General features: G+C 67.1%; 18 protein-coding genes and 1 pseudogene. 9 read left to right on the top strand and 10 right to left on the bottom strand.

Annotated elements, in window-relative coordinates:
• Positions 1–28 precede the first annotated feature (28 nt).
• The 5 genes and pseudogenes from LTV02_RS33995 to LTV02_RS33975 all read right to left on the bottom strand — a co-directional run bounded on the left by LTV02_RS33995 (position 29) and on the right by LTV02_RS33975 (position 5,365).
• Positions 29–772 carry an adenosylcobinamide-GDP ribazoletransferase gene (locus tag LTV02_RS33995; RefSeq protein ID WP_233035700.1) on the bottom strand — a complete coding sequence of 248 codons (744 nt, stop codon included), beginning with the start codon at positions 770–772 and terminating at the stop codon, positions 29–31.
• A gap of 471 nt (positions 773–1,243) precedes the next feature.
• Positions 1,244–2,332, bottom strand: a complete 1,089-nt coding sequence (gene cobT, locus LTV02_RS33990; protein WP_233041812.1) for a nicotinate-nucleotide--dimethylbenzimidazole phosphoribosyltransferase — start codon at positions 2,330–2,332, stop codon at positions 1,244–1,246.
• A 699-nt stretch (positions 2,333–3,031) separates the two neighbouring features.
• Positions 3,032–3,526: pseudogene (locus LTV02_RS33985) on the bottom strand (bifunctional adenosylcobinamide kinase/adenosylcobinamide-phosphate guanylyltransferase); the annotation flags it as partial.
• A 234-nt stretch (positions 3,527–3,760) separates the two neighbouring features.
• Positions 3,761–4,378: a LysE family translocator gene (locus tag LTV02_RS33980; RefSeq protein ID WP_233035699.1), complete on the bottom strand. Its 618-nt coding sequence runs from the start codon at positions 4,376–4,378 to the stop codon at positions 3,761–3,763.
• A 21-nt stretch (positions 4,379–4,399) separates the two neighbouring features.
• Entirely contained in the window at positions 4,400–5,365 is a 966-nt protein-coding gene (locus LTV02_RS33975) for a helix-turn-helix domain-containing protein (protein WP_233035698.1), read from the bottom strand.
• A 206-nt stretch (positions 5,366–5,571) separates the two neighbouring features.
• On the opposite strand from LTV02_RS33975, the gene LTV02_RS33970 reads away from it, so the two are divergent.
• A complete protein-coding gene (locus LTV02_RS33970) occupies positions 5,572–5,820 on the top strand; it encodes a hypothetical protein (protein WP_233035697.1) in 249 nt (82 codons plus the stop codon).
• Positions 5,821–5,892: 72 nt separating this feature from the next.
• Positions 5,893–6,336 (top strand): SgcJ/EcaC family oxidoreductase, encoded by a 444-nt coding sequence (locus tag LTV02_RS33965; RefSeq protein ID WP_233035696.1) that lies wholly within the window; start codon positions 5,893–5,895, stop codon positions 6,334–6,336.
• A gap of 64 nt (positions 6,337–6,400) precedes the next feature.
• On the opposite strand, the gene LTV02_RS33960 is transcribed toward LTV02_RS33965, so the two are convergent.
• Positions 6,401–7,054 (bottom strand): DUF3043 domain-containing protein, encoded by a 654-nt coding sequence (locus LTV02_RS33960; protein ID WP_233035695.1) that lies wholly within the window; start codon positions 7,052–7,054, stop codon positions 6,401–6,403.
• Between the two features lie 311 nt (positions 7,055–7,365).
• Here LTV02_RS33960 and LTV02_RS33955 point away from each other — a divergent pair, with 311 nt between their 5' ends.
• The 4 genes from LTV02_RS33955 (at position 7,366) to LTV02_RS33940 (ending at position 10,759) form a co-directional block, all read left to right on the top strand.
• Positions 7,366–7,716, top strand: a complete 351-nt coding sequence (locus LTV02_RS33955; protein WP_067717607.1) for a HesB/IscA family protein — start codon at positions 7,366–7,368, stop codon at positions 7,714–7,716.
• Positions 7,717–8,077: 361 nt separating this feature from the next.
• A complete protein-coding gene (locus LTV02_RS33950; protein WP_233035694.1) occupies positions 8,078–9,049 on the top strand; it encodes a carbohydrate kinase family protein in 972 nt (323 codons plus the stop codon).
• Positions 9,050–9,141: 92 nt separating this feature from the next.
• Positions 9,142–10,032: a homoserine O-acetyltransferase/O-succinyltransferase family protein gene (locus LTV02_RS33945; protein ID WP_233035693.1), complete on the top strand. Its 891-nt coding sequence runs from the start codon at positions 9,142–9,144 to the stop codon at positions 10,030–10,032.
• Positions 10,033–10,045: 13 nt separating this feature from the next.
• Entirely contained in the window at positions 10,046–10,759 is a 714-nt protein-coding gene (locus LTV02_RS33940) for an MBL fold metallo-hydrolase (RefSeq protein WP_233035692.1), read from the top strand.
• Positions 10,760–10,936: 177 nt separating this feature from the next.
• Here the strand turns inward: LTV02_RS33940 and LTV02_RS33935 are convergent, their stop codons facing one another.
• Complete coding sequence (locus tag LTV02_RS33935) at positions 10,937–12,040, bottom strand: branched-chain amino acid aminotransferase (RefSeq protein ID WP_233035691.1); 1,104 nt, start codon at positions 12,038–12,040, stop codon at positions 10,937–10,939.
• 119 nt (positions 12,041–12,159) lie between these two features.
• On the opposite strand from LTV02_RS33935, the gene LTV02_RS33930 reads away from it, so the two are divergent.
• The gene (locus tag LTV02_RS33930) at positions 12,160–13,011 is read left to right on the top strand and encodes a hypothetical protein (RefSeq protein ID WP_233035690.1); all 852 of its coding nucleotides are present in this window, start codon (positions 12,160–12,162) and stop codon (positions 13,009–13,011) included.
• 58 nt (positions 13,012–13,069) lie between these two features.
• On the opposite strand, the gene gcvT is transcribed toward LTV02_RS33930, so the two are convergent.
• The 3 genes from gcvT to LTV02_RS33915 all read right to left on the bottom strand — a co-directional run bounded on the left by gcvT (position 13,070) and on the right by LTV02_RS33915 (position 16,369).
• Entirely contained in the window at positions 13,070–14,170 is a 1,101-nt protein-coding gene (gcvT, locus tag LTV02_RS33925) for a glycine cleavage system aminomethyltransferase GcvT (protein WP_233035689.1), read from the bottom strand.
• A 70-nt stretch (positions 14,171–14,240) separates the two neighbouring features.
• A complete protein-coding gene (locus tag LTV02_RS33920; RefSeq protein WP_233035688.1) occupies positions 14,241–14,768 on the bottom strand; it encodes a hypothetical protein in 528 nt (175 codons plus the stop codon).
• Between the two features lie 773 nt (positions 14,769–15,541).
• Complete coding sequence (locus tag LTV02_RS33915; protein WP_233035687.1) at positions 15,542–16,369, bottom strand: hypothetical protein; 828 nt, start codon at positions 16,367–16,369, stop codon at positions 15,542–15,544.
• Between the two features lie 173 nt (positions 16,370–16,542).
• On the opposite strand from LTV02_RS33915, the gene LTV02_RS33910 reads away from it, so the two are divergent.
• Complete coding sequence (locus LTV02_RS33910) at positions 16,543–17,055, top strand: hypothetical protein (protein ID WP_233035686.1); 513 nt, start codon at positions 16,543–16,545, stop codon at positions 17,053–17,055.
• A 128-nt stretch (positions 17,056–17,183) separates the two neighbouring features.
• Entirely contained in the window at positions 17,184–19,109 is a 1,926-nt protein-coding gene (locus LTV02_RS33905; RefSeq protein WP_233035685.1) for a UvrD-helicase domain-containing protein, read from the top strand.
• Positions 19,110–19,220 lie beyond the last annotated feature (111 nt).

Below are 19,220 nucleotides of genomic sequence, written 5' to 3'. Positions count from 1 at the left end.
TGGAGCAAAACTCCACCGCACCCGCAGCTCACACCGCGAGCGAAGCAATCCCAACCGACACCGTGACCGCGACCTCCAGCGCCGCACCCAGCACGTCGCCGTTCAATCCACCGAATCGGCGCACACAATGCCGCACGAGTAGCGCCGAAATTCCCAAAGCCGCAACCACACCCAGCGGACCGCGCCAGTCACCGGTAGCCCAGACACCAGCGGCAACCGCTGCCACAGTCCAAAGCACCCCCACGGCCAGCGATTGCGTCCCCGCGACCAGCGCCCCGAACCCCGCCCCGGGTGCCGCCGCAATCCCCCTCCGGCAAGCCAGCACAACAGCCACCCGGCCGACGACCACCGCCAGCACCACCGCAACCCACCGCCCGGCCTCCGCCAGCGCGGCGAACGACACCGCTTGAATCCCGATCACGAAAATCAGCGCAGCCACCCCGAACGGCCCCGCCCCACCACTTTTCATGATCTCCCGAGCCCGTTCCGGCGGCCCGTAGCTTCCCAGCCCGTCCATCGTGTCGGCCAGGCCGTCGATATGCATGCCGCGCGTGATCAACGCCAGCCCCGCCACCGCCACGAACCCGCCCAGCAGCCAAGAACCGCCGGCGGCACCGATCGCCCAGAGCACTCCGGCCGTACCCAACCCCAGCAGCACCCCAACCACAGGCGCCCACCCGATAGCCCGCCCCGCCGCCTTCCGATCCACCTCATCCGGCCCCCGCACCGGCAACACGGTCAACCACGAAACAGCCAGCCGCACACCGTTCATGGCCGCACCCCCTCGGAACCGAAGCACACCGAGCTCACCCCAACTGATCCAGCGGAACGCGCAACCCCACCCCGATAGCCGGCAGCCCCACAACGCCCGGGAAGTGCTCGGCCAGAGCATCCCGCTACTCCCCGACGCTGGGCAACCCCGCCCGCCGCGACACCGCGACCGACCAACCACATGGACCGCACCACAACATGAATCCCCGCCGCCCCCGCCAACTCGAAGCCCGCCACTCCCACCAACTCGAAGCCGGCCACCCCCGCCAACTCGAAGTCCACCACCCCCGCCAACTCGAGGTTCGACGCGCCTGCCGGCCTCATGTCGAGCGGCAGCAGATCTGTCAACTGCACCCGCCGGCCGCTCGCGAGCTGCCGCCCTGCCGACCGGGGTCGCAGGCTCGCCGAACGGTGCGAATATGCCTCGGGCCGCGCCGTTCTCGTCGTCGAGGCGGCGCGGATCGGTACTGCCTCACGCACCGACGTCGGCAGTGCTGGCCTCCTCGGCTGTCGTACCAGCGTCGGCGGTGCTGACGCCCGCTTCGGCGAAGGTCGCCATGTCGGAGAGGGTGGCGACGGCGGCGCGGAGGATGGGGAGCGCGGTGAGGGCGCCGGAGCCTTCGCCGAGGCGCATTTCCATGTCCAGCAGCGGTTCCTGGTTCAACCGGGTGAGGGCGATGGTGTGGGCCGGTTCGCTGGAGCGGTGACCGGCGATCCACCAGTCGCGGGCGCCGGGCGCGAGCAGGTCGGCGACCAGGGCGGCGGCGGTGACCACGACGCCGTCGAGGATGACCGGGGTACGGCGGGCGGCCGCGCGGGCGAGGAAGCCCGCCATGGCGGCGAGGTCCGCGCCGGATGCGGTGCGCAGCAAGGCGACCGGATCCTTGACGTGCGGGCGGGCACGCCACATGGCGTCGCGGATGGCGGCGGTCTTGCGGATCCAGCCGGCATCGTCGACGCCGGTGCCGCGGCCGACGGCGACCACCGGTTCGGTATCGGTGAGGGTGGCGATCAGCACCGTCGCCGGGGTCGTATTCCCGATTCCCATCTCACCCGCGATGAGCAGATCCGCCCCGGAATCGATCTCCTCATCCGCGATGGCCGCGCCCGCGGCGAGCGCCGCCTGCACCTCGGCCTCGCTCAGCGCATCCTCGCGATCGATCGACCCACTCGACCGCCGCACCTTGAACCGTGAAATCTCGGCGGCCGTATCCCCTTCGACCGCAATGTCTTCCACCCGCACCGTGGCATCAGCCAGCCGCGCCAGCACATTCACCGCCGCGCCGCCATTCCGGAAATTGGCGACCATCTGCCCGGTCACCTCACTCGGATACGCCGACACCCCATGCTTCGCAACACCGTGATCCCCCGCGAACACCACGACCCGAGCCCGCTCGAACTGCTTGGGCGGTACCACCCCCTGACACGCCGCCACCCAATTCCCCAGCGCCTCCAACCTTCCCAACGCCCCCGCCGGCTTGGTCAACTGCCCCTGCCGCTCCTCCGCCCCCTGGCGCACCACCGCATCGGGCCCCTCCACCGGCCCGAACCGCACCCGCACCGCGGGCCCCTTCGAAAGGTTCGCAGCCACACCCGCAGCCGCCGAGCCCAGCTCAGCCGCCACAGATTCCGCCGCGTCCACCGCCGCGGTGGAGTGCGAAACATCCACCCCAGCCACCGAACCCGCCACCGGGGTCGCCCCGGAACCTGCGCCGTCGCCGGCTGCTGGTGTCGCGCTGGAAGATCCGAACTCGCCGACCTCTGTCGTACCGCCAGCAGCGACCCCGCCGACCTCAGTCGCACCGCCAGCAGCGAACTCACCGCCGGCAGCCGCTGCTCCTCCGGTACCCGGCTCCGCCGTGAAAGTCGGCGGCACGGCGACTCCGTACGGACCGGGGGCCGTGGTCGAATCACCCGTGCCCGAAGCCGATTCGGTGCGCGCGGCACCTGCGAAGGCCGAGTCGCCGCCTGCTTCCACCTTGGAGGAGGCACCGTCGGCGACAGTGCCGACGGCCGCCGTTGCACCAGCTGCCGCCACCGCACTTGCCGTCGCCGACGTGTCCCCGGTGACTCGGGCCGATGTCGAATCGAGCGCTGCGGGAGCTACTGCGGCGTCGGCGGGGATTTGGGTGAGGGCGCCGAGGGAGGCGGTGGCTACGGCGTCGGAGAGGGCGGCCGAGGTGGTGGCGCGGTCGGGTTTGATTTGGAGGGCTTGGCCGGCGACGACGAGGAAGACCTCGTCGCAGACTGCGGCCAGGCGCTGGTTGATGGTGCCGAGTTCGTCGCGGAACAGGCGGCCGACGGGGGTGGCGGGGATGACGCCGAGGCCGGTTTCGGGGCTGACGAGGACGAGGCGGTGTTCGTAGGAGGTGACCGCGGCGACGAGGGCGTCGACGTCGGGGGCCACGGTGCCGCGGGGGGATTCCCAGGCGGCGCGGGCGTCGATGCGCGCGGCGAGCCAGGTGCCGAGGTCGTCGATCAATGTTGCGGGGATCGATTCGGAGGGATGCACGCCGTCGGCCGGCGCTGCCGCGACCTGCGCGCTGGTACGCGCGGTGATCTCGGTCAGGGCGGCTGCCGCATCGCCTTCGATGACGATCCAGTCGGCGGGGCGGCGGGTGCGGTGGGCCGCGATCCGTTCCGCGAAGTCGGTGTCGGAGGGGTCGGGGACGGCGGTGGCGATGTACCGCACCGCTTCCGAGGCGACCAACTGTTCCGCGAAAGCCGACTTTCCGGAGCGGGCTCCACCGAGCACCAGCGTCCGGAGCGGCCGATCGGATGTTTGAGCAGTGTGCGACACGGTCAGCACGGTATCAACCGGAGCCGGACCGCGGCGGAGTCGGCACGGCCGCAGCGGTGATCCAGCCGCGAAACGGCCGAGCCGCACACACACCCGGAATCGCGGGACCACGCCCGAAACAGCTGCCCCGCCGCCCCGGACCGGGCGACGCCCATTGGTTCTGCACCGCCAGGTTGGTGCTGTACCGCCCTATTGGTTCTGTACCGCCAGCCGTCCGGCCAGGGCGATGAACGAGACCCCGAAGACGCGGCGCATCCAGGCCACCACCACCGGGCGCGAGATGATGTGGCTGCGGACGGCGGCCGCGCACGCGCCGTAGACGGCGAACACCACGAAGGTGGCGAGCATGAACAGCCCGCTCAGCTCGAGCATGCGGGGTAGCGCGTCGGCCGATCCGGTGGGCACGAACTGGGGCAGGAACGCGAAGAAGAAGATGGTCAGCTTCGGGTTGAGCACGTTCAGCAGGATCGCGGACATGATGACCCGCCCGGCGGACGGCGCGGCCTCGGTGGTCTCCTCCGGCACGGCCAGCGCGCCCTTGTCCCGCAAGGTGTTCCACGCCATGTAGAGCAGATACGCCACACCCAGGTACTTCAACGTCTGGAAGGCGACGGCACTCGCGTTCAACAGCGCCGCCAGCCCGGTGACAGCCGCGATCATGTGCGGCACGATGCCGAGCGTGCACCCGAAGGCCGCGATCACACTGGCTTTCACCCCGCGCGAGAGCCCGGCCGCGAGCGTGAACAGCACTCCCGTGCCCGGCGTCGCCACGATCACGAGCGTCGTCAGCAGAAACTCGATACTCATCCCCCACACGCTAACCGCCCCCTACGACACCCGCGCCCCGAATCGGCGCCGGTATTCCACCGGCGCGATCCCGACCAGCCGCTGAAAGTGATGCCGCAGCAACGCCCCCGACCCGAACCCGCAGCGCGCCGCGAGCGACTCCAGATCCAGATCGGTTTCCTCGAGCAGCTGTTTGGCCAGCAGAATCCGTTGCCCGGTCAGCCATTTCACCGGCGTGGTCCCGGTCTCGGCGGCGAATTTGCGCGCGAAGGTGCGGGTGGACATGGCGGTGCGCGCCGCCAATGAATCGATGGTGTGCGGCATTTCGAGATGCTCGCCCATCCAGTGCAGGGTGTCGCTGAGCGAATCGGAGCTGCAATCCACCACCGGCCGTTCGATGAACTGCCGCTGCCCGCCGTCCCGCTGCGGCGGCACCACCATGCGCCGCGCGATGGCATTGGCCACGCTGCTGCCCAGTTCGCGCCGCACCAGATGCAGACAGGCGTCGATCCCGGCCGCCGTCCCCGCACTGGTGATCAGGTTCCCCTCGTCCACGAACAGCACGTCCGGGTCGACGGTGGCGTGCGGAAACCGTTCCGCCAGTTGCTCGACATACCGCCAGTGCGTGGTGCATTTGCGCCCGTCCAGCAGTCCGGCCTCGCCCGCCAGGAACGCCCCGGAGCACACGGTCAGCACGGTGGCCCCGTGCGCGGAGGCGTCGCGCACGGCTTCCACCACTCGCGGGTCGAGAGGGATCTGCGCCGAGAACGGGAACGCCGGAATCGCCACCAGATCCGCGTCGCGCAATTCCGCGAGGCTGTATTGCGGCGTCACCGAGATCCCAGGTGAACTGGTGGTCAGCGGCTTGCCCGGTTCGGCTCCGCAGACCCGGAAGTCGAACGCGGGCAGTCCGTCGGCGGTCCGGTCCAGGCCGAATACTTCGCAGACCACGCCGAATTCGAACATGGCGAGGCGGTCGTTGAGTACGACGGCGACCTTCGACAGCATGGGCTCCACCCTACCTGGCTGGATTTTTGCGAACAATGTCATTACAGCCACTGTTGGCAGAAAGTTCTTTGGAGAAAACTTACTGCCATGGACGCACTGACCGCAATCGTCACCGCCGGCACCGCAATGAGCGCCCTGGGCTTTCTGACCTGCGCCGCCATGGCCGGCGGCGAATCCCACCCCACCGACGACCTCGAGGTGTAGCCATGACAACCCTCTCCGGCAATCGCGAATTCCGCATCGCCACTACCGAATCGCATGTACCCGCCATGTTCTCGCGCATCAACGCCAGGCTCGCACGCATCACCGCCCTGTTCGCCGCCGCCGGCCGCGCGGTCCCCTTCCACCGCGAAAGCGGCTGGGACCTGGCCGGTTCCACCAATTTCCAGGATCGGGACCGCGAACGCGCGGCACACGACATCCGGGCCATCGCCGGGATGCGCGAGCACGGCTGAACCGGCCACGTGACCGGCCGCACAGCGAAAGGTGTTGACCTCAACAATGGTTGAGGATCAATCCTGAATGTCATGAGCACAGCGAATATTCAGGCACCGATCGTCGCCGACGCCACCGTCGATCACGAGGCGGATATCGCCGCCATCCGGCAGATCATCACCAATGTCGAAACCGGTTACAACACCAACGATCCCGAGCTGATGACCGCCGACTTCACCGCCAACGCGGGCGTCGTCAATGCCGTCGGCACGCTCATGACCGGTTACGACGCGCTGCTGGCGGCGAATACCGCGGGGCTGGCGGGGTTCCTGAAGGACGAGTACGTCCGCTACGACATCCAGGACCTCACCTTCCTGCGCCCGGATGTGGCGATCGCGCACAAGGTGGCGCGGGCGACGACGCCGACCGGCGAGCTCATCGACCGCGACCCCGCCATGATCGCGCTCTACGTGCTGGTCAAGCAGGACGGCCGCTGGTACACCGCCGCCCGCCAGAACACCCTCATCCCCCGGTGAGGTCCGGGAAACACGAAGGCCGGGTGAGCAACTCCGCTCACCCGGCCGCCGGCTGTCCTGGGGACTAGACGCTGTCGCCCGCGCTGACCCGCGGCTTCGGCGCGCGCATCCGGCGCACCTGCGAGGCGCGCACGAAGGCGTACCAGCCGAGCGAGAAGCTGGAATCGGTGTGCTCGGGGAAGCGCTCACGCACCCGGCGATTCACGATGCGCCCGAGCACGAAGCCCTCGATGATCATGAACAGCATCATGACCAGCATGGCCAGCGTGACGATGGCCTGCAGCGCCGGCGACAGGATCATGCTCACGATGAGCACCAGCGCCAGCGGCATGAACAGGCCGAGCAGATTGCGGCGCGCATCGACGATGTCACGCACGTAGCCCTTCACCGGACCCTTGTCGCGAGGCAGCAGGTACTGCTCCTCACCCGCGAGCATGCGGGCGCGGCGATCCTGCATCCCGGCCTTGCGCTCGGCCGAGGCGGCCTTGCGGTCCTCCTTGGAACCACGTAGCGCCTTGCGGCGGTCACGCGCCTCCTTGGAGGTCTTGGGCGCGGGCGCGACCGGGCCACGACGGCGGCCCTCGGCCTCGCGGCGCTTCGGGGTCGGCCGCCCTTTACCGAGGGTGACCGGCTTGTCCGCGACCGTCGCGGCACCACCGGCGTCGGCACTGACGGACTCGGATGCGGGATTGGACTCGCCACGGCGCAGGAACTTCACGCCGACCAGGCTAACAATTCCGCCTCCCCGGAACTTCAGCGCCCGACCGAGTGCCGTTGAGCGGCGTGCATGCGGCCCGGGGGTTGCGAGCCGACCCGATTCCGGGCGTACCCGGCGAGTTACCCTCGCCGTCCGAAATCAGTTGTCACCTGGGCACAACCCCAGGGCTATTTGTCCGCGACCCAACAACCCCGCCGTCCTGTGCAATAGCTGCCGCGTAGGATTGGGAATAGTCGCCCGCGAAGCGGCGTTGACAGCCACCGAGCCGTGCGCATTTCACGGGTTGAAAACAGGTCCTTTTAGGAGAGTCCATGACTGTGCAGAACGAGCCCACCACTCACGGTGCAACTCTGACCGATGCTGCCGCGGCCAAGGCTAAGGCGCTGCTCGACCAGGAGGGCCGCGACGATCTGGCGCTGCGCATCGCCGTCCAGCCGGGTGGCTGTGCGGGCCTGCGCTACCAGCTCTTCTTCGACGATCGCTCGCTCGACGGCGACCTGGTCGTCGAGTTCGGCGGCGTCAAGCTGGCCGTCGACCGCATGAGCGCCCCCTACATCCAGGGCGCCTCGATCGACTTCGTCGACACCATCGAGAAGCAGGGTTTCACCATCGACAACCCGAACGCCACCGGCTCCTGCGCCTGCGGCGACAGCTTCAACTGACATAACGCATTCAGCGCGGAACATCCCTCCGGAGGTTCCGCGCTGTTGCGTGTCCGGAGCGAACTCATGCCCCGAGGCCAGGGGTTTCGGGCACAAGCCCGAGGCCCGTCCTCAGGGTTCGGGGCACAAGCCCCCCAAGGCCCGTCCCTGGGGGTTCGGGGGCGAGGCCCCTGAGAGCTTCGAGAGTTGAACAACGCTTCGAGAGTCGAAGATGAACACAAACCGTCCCGGACAGTTCTTTTCCGGGAACGGGCGTTGTATTTTCTAAGTGCGGCCACTCTCGGCTGCCCTCCCCTACCCGGCCCCCGCGTCTGCACGTCGAATGTTGGTGTGCGCGCATGTCACCGAAGGATCCACAGCCGTGACCATCGCCGTGTCCGCCTCCATCGCGACCGACCATCTGATGCGATTCCCCGGGAAATTCTCCGATGTGCTGCTGGCCGACCAGCTGCAGCACGTCTCGTTGAGCTTCCTCGTCGACGACCTGGTCATCCGTCGCGGCGGCGTGGCGGGCAACATCGCCTACGCCATGGGCCTGCTGGGCCAGACCCCGCTGCTGGTCGGCGCGGTCGGCCCCGACTTCGCCGACTACCGGAACTGGTTGCAGGACAACGGCGTCGACTGCTCGGCTGTCAAGGTCTCCACCGAAGCCCACACCGCGCGCTTCGTCTGCACCACCGACGAGTCCATGGCTCAGATCGCTTCCTTCTACCCGGGCGCGATGAGCGAGGCTCGCGACATCAATATCGGGGATCTGGCCGACGGCCGCGATCTTTCGCTGGTCCTCGTCGGCGCCAACGACCCCGACGCGATGGTCCTGCACACCGAGCAGTGCCGCGCCGCCGGCATCCCCTTCGCCGCCGACCCCTCCCAGCAGCTGGCCCGCCTCGACGGCGAGCAGGCGCTGAAGCTCATCGACGGCGCCGCCTACCTGTTCACCAACGAGTACGAGTGGGGCCTGCTGCTGTCCAAGACCGGCCTCACCGAAGCCGAAGTGGCTGAGCGCGTGGGCATCCGGGTCACCACCCTCGGTTCCAAGGGCGCGAAGATCGTCGACCGCGACGGCACCGAACTGCACGTGGACGTGGTCCCCGACACCGCCAAGGTCGATCCGACCGGCGTCGGCGACGGTTTCCGCGCCGGCTTCCTCACCGGCCACACCGCCGGCCTGTCGCTGGAGCGTTCGGCGCAGCTGGGTTCGCTCATCGCCGTGCACATCCTGGAAACCGTCGGCACCCAGGAATGGACCCTCGATCACGACGTCGCCCTGAAGCGCCTGCGCGAAGCGTACGGTTCGGAGGCGGCGGCCGAGATCGAAAGTATTCTTCGCTGACACCTGCCTGAAAAGTTCATCCCGCACGCTGATCCTCGTTGATCAGCGTGCGGTTTTCTGCGCGCACACTCTTTATTTCGAAGGACCTGATGATGGTGGTGCGGGTCGGCATTGTCGACTTGATCTCGCTGCGACCCGAGAGCATGACTCGCCGGGTATTCCTGGAGGCTCTGGACGGAGCCGCCCAGTATCTAGGACCCGGTGGATTCCATTTCGAGACAACGGTTTTCGGGGTGGATCCGCGCGGACCGGTCGAGGATGCGGATTGGGCCGGTCTGGCCGCCATGGACGCGCTGATCGTCAGCGGCAGCGAACCGACCACCGCCGATATCGCGGACGAGCCGTGCCTGCGGATCATCGACGCCATGCTGCGGGAGTGCGCCGGGGCGTCCCTGCTGTTCTCCTGCCAGTCCGCGCACGCCGCCCTTCATCTGCTGTACGGGCTGGGGCGGCAGCGGTTGGCGCGGCGGCAGCACGGGTGTTTCGAGCATCGGGTGGTGGCCGATCCCTTGACCGCGGATCTGCCCGAGACCGTGCTCGTGCCCCATTCCCGCTGGAACGCAATGCTTTCCGCCGACCTGCGCGCCGCCGGGGTGCCCATCCTGCTGGATTCCGCCGAAGCCGAATGGCAGCTCGCCGCCGGCCCCGACGGGATGCTGTTCATCCAGGGTCATCCCGAGTACCTGTGCGACACCATGGCTCGCGAATACCGGCGCGATCTGCGGCGCTGGCTGGCCGACCCCACGCTGTCGTTCCCGGACATCCCGCGCGGCTATTTCCCCGCCGACGTGTATGCCCGGCTGACCGCGCACGCCGAACTGGTTCGCACCCAGCGTGACCCGAGCCTGCTCGACGAATTGCCGCTGCCCGCCGACTACACCGAGGTCGCCGCCGACTGGTCCGCCCACTCCCGCCTGTTCTTCGCCAATTGGCTGCGCGCGGTCACTGAGCGGTGTACTGCGGGGACGCAACTTGCCGCCTAGCTACTCTTACCGCATGGCTTCCGACCGTTTGTATTTTCGACAGCTGCTCTCCGGGCGCGACTGGGCAGTCGGCGATCCGATCGCCACGCAGATGCGAAACTTCGCGTACCTGATCGGCGATCGCGAAACCGGCGAAGCCGTTGTGGTGGATCCGGCGTACGAGGCGAGCCAGCTGGTCGATATCGCAGCGGCGGACGATATGCGGCTGACCGGGGTGCTGGCCACGCACCACCACCCCGACCACGTCGGCGGCACCATGCTCGGCTTCACGCTGCGCGGAGTGAAGGAGCTGCTGGAGAAGACTGATGTGGCCGTGCACGTGAACTCCGAAGAGCTGCCCTGGGTCGCGAATGTCACCGGCATCGCCCCCAGTGAACTCACCGGCCACGCCCACGGCGACAAGGTGCAGGTCGGCGGCTTCGAGATCGAACTCCTGCACACCCCCGGCCACACCCCGGGCAGCCAGTGCTTCCTGTTCGAGAACCGGTTGATCGCGGGCGACACATTGTTCGTGGACGGCTGCGGACGCACCGATTTCCCCGGCGGCAATTCCGACGACATGTTCCGCAGCCTGCGCTATCTGGCTGGGCTGCAAGGAGATCCGGTGGTGTACCCCGGCCACTGGTACTCCGACGAACCGTCCGCCGCCCTCTCGCACATCCGTGACCACAACTATGTGATGCGGCCGCAAACCCTCGAACAGTGGCAGATGTTCATGCCCAGCTGACCGGTTCATATTCGTGGCCAACCGGCCCCAGCCACATCGCGTAACGTGCGCAGGGCCGGATGGACGTCGTGCGCCCGCGCGGTGCATGCCGAGCCTCAGGCGATGCGCCCACACCCTCACAGCAATCCGCCCGCCCCGAATCTGTTCGGGGCGGGCGGATTTCGTTCGGCTGTCAGCTCAGGCGAGCGTGCGCATCCACCCGTGGGTGTCGGCGAAGGTGCCGCGCTGGATGCCGGTGAGGGTGTCGCGCAGGGCCATGGTGACCTCGCCCGGTTCGCCATTGTTGCCGATGGTGAATTCGCCTTCGGCGGAGCGGACCGAGCCGACCGGGATGACGACGGCGGCGGTGCCGCAACCGAAAACCTCGGTGATCTCACCGGATTCGACGCCCTTGCGCCATTCGTCGACGGAGATCTTGCGCTCTTCGACCGCGTAGCCGGCGTCGGCGGCGAGGGTGATGAGCGAATCGCGGGTGATGCCGGGTAGCAGCGAACCGGACAGTTCCGGGGTGACCAGGCGCGCGTCGGAGCCGCTGCCGAAGACGAAGAACAGGTTGTTGGTGCCCATTTCCTCGACATACCGGTGCTCGCAGGCATCCAGCCACACCACCTGATCGCAGCCCTTCTCGGCGGCCTGGCGCTGGGCGAGCAGCGACGCGGCGTAGTTGCCCGCCACCTTCGCCTCGCCGGTGCCGCCCGGTGCGGCGCGCACGTATTCGGTGGACAGCCACACCTTGACCGGCTTCAGCCCGCCCGCGAAGTAGGCGCCGGCCGGGGAACCCATCAGCAGGTACTTGTAGCCGGAGGCGGGCTTGACGCCCAGGCCGACCTCGGTGGAGAACATGAAGGGCCGCAGGTACAGCGCGTCCTCGCCGCCGGCGGCGGGCACCCAGTCGGCGTCGGCCTCGAGCAGCTGGCGCACGGATTCGATGAACAGTTCATCGGGCAGCTCGGCCATCGCCATGCGGGCGGCCGAGCGGCGGAAGCGCGCGGCATTGGCATCGACGCGGAAGGTGGCGATGCTGCCGTCCGCCTGCCGGTACGCCTTCAAGCCCTCGAAAATGGCCTGACCGTAGTGGAACACCATGGTCGCCGGGTCCATGGAGATCGGCGCGTACGGCTCGACGGTCGGGTTCACCCACTGCCCGTCCACGTAATCGATGGACACCATGTGGTCGGTGAAGAACCGCCCGAAGCCGGGCGCCGCGAGAATCTCCTGCCGCCGCTCCGCAGCGATCGGTGCGGGATGCGAGACACGGCTGAACTTCGCGGCAACAGTCATGGCTTGGAGTCTAAATCGCCGGGCACGCGAGGTGGGAGCCGGTATCCCGGGCCGCGCCGCGCCCGGCGGCAAACCCGGGAATCGAGCCGGGCGGTCGGCACGCCGATAGGGTTGACGGCGTGTATCAGCAGCCGCCCACCGAATACGCCGCCACACCCGAACCGCCCCGGTCGACCCGGCCGTGGCTGCTCGCGTTGATCCTGGTGTCGGTGGTGGCGATGATCGCGGTGCTGACCGTGGCGGCTCTGCAACCTGATCATGTGGTCAATGGAAACGCGCTTCCCGCAGACAATTACGGGCCGCAGGACACGGCGACCCACGCACCGAAGACCACCACGCCGACTACGACGACCGCGCCCAAGGCGGTAATCCCCGCCGTGGTCCCGGGCTGGCAGACCGCGTATTCGATCTCGCGCAATGCCGCGTACGACGTGCCCGCCGATTGGAATGTCCGGACGCCGACCACCATCGTGGGGTTCGAGGACGGCGGGAATCGGGTGGTCATGAGTGGGGCGTCGAACTTCAGGGAGAAAGCGTGCGGGGATTACAGTCCGCGCGCCATCGCCGGGGTGACCGGTTCCCGGCTGGGCATTCCCGCCGATGCGGCGCGCGCCGTCGCCGACAACTGGGCCAAGGTGGCGGCTTCTGATGAAGGCAAAGTGGCCGGTCAGATCAGCTTGAGCGGCACCGAGGAGCTCACCATCCAGGGCCGAACGGCCGCGCATGTCACCGCGACCATCGCCAATGCGGCGCCCTACGACTGCAAGAACACCGCCAGCGCGGTGCTGCACGCGGTGGCCATCGCGGCGAACAACGGTCAGTCGGTTGTGATGGTGATCTACGCCGACCAGGACGTCTCCGACGCCGCCACGGCCGACACCATGCGGCAGATGTTCATGACCCTGCGTCCGGCGAATCTCTCCCAGGCCGAATGCAAGCAGGACGATTCAGTAGTCGGCACCTGGTGCTGAAACGACGATCGCCCGCCCGCCGGTCCGAAAACCCCTGGCAGGCGGGCGATCTCAGTGATTACGCCGTCTTGGCCTGAACGAACGGCGGGCGAATGACCTCGCAGCGCAAGCGCCGGCCGCGCACATCCACCTCGACCTCGTCGCCGGGCTCGATCCCCGCGGCGGTATCCAGCAGCGCGAGCGCGATGCCGATCTTCAGCGAGGGCGAGAAGGTCCCGGACGTGGTCTCCCCGACCTTCGCATCCCCCTTCATCACGGTCTGGCCCTGTCGCAGCACGCCCTTGTCGATTGCCTTGAGCCCCAGTAGAATCCGCTTCGGCCCTGCGGCCTTCTCCTGCTCCAGCGCGGCCTTGCCCCAGAAGTCGTCCTTCTTCCAGCCGACGGCCCACCCGGTGCGCGCTTCCAGCGGCGAAATATCAACGGACAGTTCATGTCCGTGCAGCGGGTAACCCATCTCGGTCCGCAAGGTATCCCGGGCGCCCAGACCGGCAGCCTGTCCTCCGGCGGCCTCAACCTGGGCCAGGATCCCCCGGAACACCGCCTCGGCATCCGCCCACCGCGGCAGCAGCTCGTACCCGTGTTCGCCGGTGTAGCCCGTCCGGCAAACCCGAACCGGTCGCCCTTCCCATTCGGCGTCGGCGTACGCCATGTACTCCATCTCGGTGGGCAGCCCCAGCTTCTCGAGCACCTCCGCCGACTTGGGCCCCTGCACCGCGAACACCGCGTACTCCCGATGCTCATCGGTCACGGTGATGCCCTCGGGCGCGGCCTTCACCAGCTCGGCCACCACGGTGGCGGTATTCGCCGCGTTGGGCACGAGGAAAATCTCGTCGTCACTCACGTAATAGGCGATCAAGTCATCGATGACCCCGCCCTCGGGCGTGCAGCAAAGCGTGTACTGCGCCTTCCCGGGGCGAATCCGATTCAGGTCATTGCTCAATGCCGAGTTCACGAACGCCGCGGCCCCCGCGCCCTTGACGGTCGCCTTCCCCAAATGGCTGACGTCGAAAAGCCCCACACTGGTGCGCACGGCAGTGTGCTCCCCCACGGTCCCCGCATAGGAAACCGGCATCTCCCACCCCCCGAACGGTGCGAAGGTGGCGCCCAACTCAACGTGGACGTTATGGATGGGTCCCTGCAGCAGCTTCTCGTCGGTCACCCGTCAGAGCTTATCGGTCCCTCCCCTTTCACTCGTATCGCACCGACTGACCACTACGCCGCCGATCCGCTCACCGAACCGTGAGTGGCAATGGCCGGGCAACCTCCCCGCCCAGATCCGCGAGAAACGACCGAGCCGTCCGCAACGACTCGAACGCCGCCCACCCATCCGCCAATTCAGCGATTCCCCGAGCCGCAGCCAGCACCGGGCGCACCGCCTCGTCGATTTCACTCGAAGGCAACCGAGTCTCGAGCGGATGACCGATCTCCGGCCAGTGCGGTCGAACCAGTTTGTTCCCTAGCTCCTGGTGCGCGGTGAACGCCTCATCCACCGCGGCAACCTCCGCCCGGGCCGCCGCGACGGTGGCATCCAAATCGATCACCCCGGCTACTTCGAGCCCGTCGAGCGAGCCTTCCCCGCAATCGAACGCCCGATACCCCGCAGTCAACGACGCCACCTCTTCCCGTTCCGCCCCCAGCACCCAAGCTCCGGACAATCGCGACAGCCCGATCGGCCGCCCGACATTCACATGCCAGACGGCGAGACGATCCTCGACTTTGTTCAGCACCACCACGAGGGACAGGACAGCGTTGCTCATTCCGCTCCAATGCCGTTCGACGCATCGACCGCATTCACCGTAGAGCACCCCACCGACAACCAAATCGGTTACGTGCCAATGCGGTTCACCCCAAAAACGAGGCCGTCCAGTACGGTGAATCAACTCACAGCCACTTCCGCACGTTCGGCTACCGCGACGTTACAGCCGGTCATCGGATAGCCATCAGGACGTCACTCCGATGGCAAACATCCGGGCGCACAATATTTCTGCACCCGGCGCCGGGTCGAAGGGCCCCAACCCTCCGCATTCGGGCCCCACGCCGCGGGTCCGACACGAAGTTCTCCAGCCTTCGCGTCCGGTCCATGCAAATATCCGCCGCGTCCCCGCCGCCGGGTGCACACCACACCGTCTTCCGGAGGTTCCGATGTTCGAATCATGCTGCTCACCACACGAATCCGCACACCTGTTGCATTCCCGCTTCGGGCTACCCGTGGAGATGTTCGCCGCTCGCCTATATCTCACCAGTGGGGATCAGGTGGAGGCGATCGAGATTCCGGCGGGAATGGGGGCGCAGGTGCGGGATCGGCTCGCGGAATTGCCCGCGACGCCGGCGGTGGCTGATCCGCGGGATCGGCGTTGGGCGTTTCTGGTGGCGGCGCCGACGCCGTATCACGGGGTGCCGGTGCGTATGCGGAGTTTGCTTACCGCCTATGGGGTTACGTTCCCGGCGCGCGGCTCTCGGGTGATGTTGCCGAGTTCGGATCATCCCGCGGATTGGCATTGGGTCAGCGAGCCGAAGCCGGGGCATCTGGTCATTCCGCATCGGGCCGTTGTGTTGCAGGCGATTCGGAAGGTGATTCTGGAAGGGCCGGACTCGGTGTCGGCGTGACTTCGGTGTCGTCACAGCACTGATGCGCACATGACGCGCAGGCATCCTTCGCTGCTGCGTCAACGGCTGACTGCACCAGCGACGGTGGCAATTTACCGCATTCGCCGAGGAAGAGGATCCAGCGCGGCAGTAGTTTGAGGGCTGCCGCGCGGACCATCTCGTTGTGATCCCAGCCGTGGATGACGGCCCGGAGATGAGCGGCACGGTGGGGTGAAATTCGGCCCCAGGTGCCGCGAATCGCGACCGTGTGCCAATGCCAGGCTAGGGCGACAGCGGCGGAGACATCGACTGCGGTTTTGAAGCGTTCGCGATGCCATCGGATGAAGACGTCCACGATCTGCGAAGTGTCCGACAATGACAGCGGCTCATCCGATTTCGGTTGCACGCCTTCGTCTCGCCATCTCCGCGTGAGCGCCTGGGTTCTATCCGCGACGTCACGGTCGGCATCATTGTCGAGATCTGTTGCGGCGTATTCGAGTACACCTATCAGCCACTGCGGATCACTCACCGCATCCGCGCGGGAGTCGGCCGCGGTATCGCCCACGGTGAAACGCCATGCCTCCATCGCATCTTCGAGTGCGGCGAACTCGCACGCACCCAATATCTCGGGTTCAGCGCACACATCGACATCGATGCAATACACCGATCGTTCCTCACCGAGCCCGAATCCGGCGATGATCGCGATACGGGTGCCGAACGCGTCCGTCATCCGCCAGATCTCGCCCACCGGAGTCAACGGCTGATCATTCATGACCTGATATTCGGAACCGCCCCCGGCCCGGCTCGGCTGGGACACATAATCGGACCGACCACCCGGCTCGCCGACGTGCCCAAGGATGGCACGATCCGTCAGATGAACCGTGTCCCTGCGAATTTCATCCGCCCTACCATGATTCCGGGGACACGAGCACCGCGGAGGACACGATGCGGAAACTTACGATCGACAATCTCTTCAGTGATCTCACCCAATGGGCCGCCGCCGAAGCGGTCGCCCTCAACGAGGTTGTCAGCTTCTCCAAGAACGGCGGCTGGGAACAATGGTGCGTCGTCCAGTTCCTGCGCTGGCAACTCCATCAAGGCAATGCCGCCCAGGGCCTGAACTTCGAACGCGAGTGGAACGCCCCCGGCCGCCGCTACGACATCGCCTACAACACGGCGACCGAAGCCGACGTGAACAACTATCCGATCATTCTCACGCAGTGGAAGGCCATGAAGGACGGCATCAGCTATGACGTCTTCGGCGATATCGGCACCCTCACCGAGATCGAGAAGCACATGCGCTCCCTGAACCGCACCTGGCAACCCGTCATAGTCGGCCTCACCCTGCGCCGCGCGGAGTTCCCCGGCGCCAAAGCCCTCCCCAACATCCCGGCCTCCAACGTCCAGCTGTTCGTCTCCTCCGACGCCACCTGGCAGCCCTTCCGCAACGCTCTCTGACCACCCGCTCGCCCTGACCGAACCTACCGTCGCCTGCCAATCTCCTTGAACCACAGTCTTTCTGCGGACATCTCGCTCATACTCGATTCGCGGCGCGGGGGCCGCGAAGGTACCGAGGGGTTGATCCGATGGTCGATATGCGGCGCGAGAAGCGGCGGCAGTGGATCGAGGAACAGCTGGGCGCGTTCCCGGCATTGTCGGGAACGCATCGACTGTTCCTGTCCGTGCCGCTCATGCAGAGCGGCTGGCATGTGCTCGTCCACCGCGGCGAGACCTTCCCGCCCACCAGCCGGGCCGGAGCGTTCGCGGTGGGCCCGACCGGGGTGTTCGCCTTCGTCTTCGCCGACCACCTCCCGGAACGCGACCGGCTGACGCGAATTCGGGTGAAAGCCGAAGAGCTGTTCGCGAATGTAACCGCGGGACAACACCGGTACGTGCCGCACATGATCGAAATGCTGGTGCTGTCCGAGCGACCCACCGCTCCAGGCGATTCCGGCTCCTACACCGTCCTGGATCCGACCAGCCTGCCGAAGCACCTGTTCAGCCAGGCCGCACAACTGACGCGCCAACGCGCCCGCGATATCGCCTTCGAGGTGGCGGCCCGCTCCGACCACTTCGAACTGCTCTCCGCCGACGACGCACCCAGCACCGAAACACCGGTCACCGAAGGACTTTTCGACTCCACCGACCTGCGCGACGACGAACGCAACCGTATGCTGCAACGCCCGTTCAAGGACTGGATGACGTTCCTGGACCCCCAGCAGCTCGAACTGGTGTACCGGAAGTTCAACGGTCCCGCCCGCTTCAGCGGCCCCGCCGGCACCGGCAAATCCGTTGTCGCCGTGCACCGTATGGCGCATTTCGCGAAGCACAACCCCGGCCGCCTGCTCTTCACCAGCTTCGTGAAAACCCTGCCGACCTACCATCGATCAGGGTTCGCCCAACTGGCTCCGCACGCCGCAGACCGCGCGACCTTCATCGGATTGCACTCCTGGGCAAGAGAATTCCTCAAAGAGCGCGGCAAGCCGCTCAATCCCGAGGAAGGCAAGTTCAGGACCGCCTTCGCCGACATCTGGCGGTGGCGCGCCCGCGACCTGCTGACCCCCATCCATCCCAGCCCCTCCTACTGGCAAGACGAAATCGACCGCATCATCAAGGGACTCGGCCTGACCACCCTGGCCGAATACAAACGCGTAGACCGCACCAGCCGCCACGGCATCACCCTCGATGGCCGCCGCAAGGAACTCGTCTGGCACGAACTATACGAGCCTTACCAAGCCCTCCTGTCCGCCCGCGGCCTCCCCGACTACAACGACCTCATCACCACCGCCACCGAGGAACTCCGCGCCGCCCCGCTGGACGACCCCTACGGCCTGGTAGTCGTAGACGAGGTCCAGGACTTCACCTTCGTAGAACTACGCTTGGTCCACCAAATCGCCGGCGGCACCCCCGATTCCCCCTTGCTCCTCGTAGGCGACGGCCAACAGCAGGTCTACCCCGGCGGCTGGCGCATGCGCGACGCCGGCATCCCCATCGTCGGCCGCGGCGCCAAACTCCGCATCAACTACCGCAACCGCGAGGCCATCCTCACCTTCGCCCAGCAAATCAACGCCACCGACACCGTCGACGACCTCGACGGCTCCCCCGCCTACACCCTCCGCGACAGCGAAGCCGTCCTCCCCGAAGGCACCGCCACCCTCGAATCCCTCCCCGCCAAAGACCTGGAAGCCGCCCTCCTCCACCGAATCCGAACCTGCGGCTTCGCCCCCGGCGACATCGCCATCATCACCAACCACCGCGACGCGAAACACATCCGCGACTTCCTGACCCGCCAACGCTTCCGCACCATGTCCCTGGAGCACTACGACGGCACCGACGACACCCGAATCAAAGTCGGCACCGTCCACCGAGCCAAGGGCATGGACTTCGCGGCCGTCTTCCACATAGTCCGCGAATCCGCCCTTCCCGACGACCCGGAACTGGCGGCGCGGCAGATCATGGTCGCCCGGAGCCGGGCACGCGACTATGTGTGGGAGTGCCGAATCCAGGGCTGACTCGGCTACATCACCCCGGGCAGCCATTGCGAATTATTCACTGAACCCACATCAAGCACCCGATGAGCGCTCTGGCAGAATCCATCTACCAGGCCAAACCTGGGCATTAGC

It is taken from the genome of Nocardia yamanashiensis (assembly GCF_021183565.1).
Lineage (GTDB): Bacteria > Actinomycetota > Actinomycetes > Mycobacteriales > Mycobacteriaceae > Nocardia > Nocardia yamanashiensis.
This window is presented reverse-complemented; position numbering and strand designations above follow the sequence as displayed.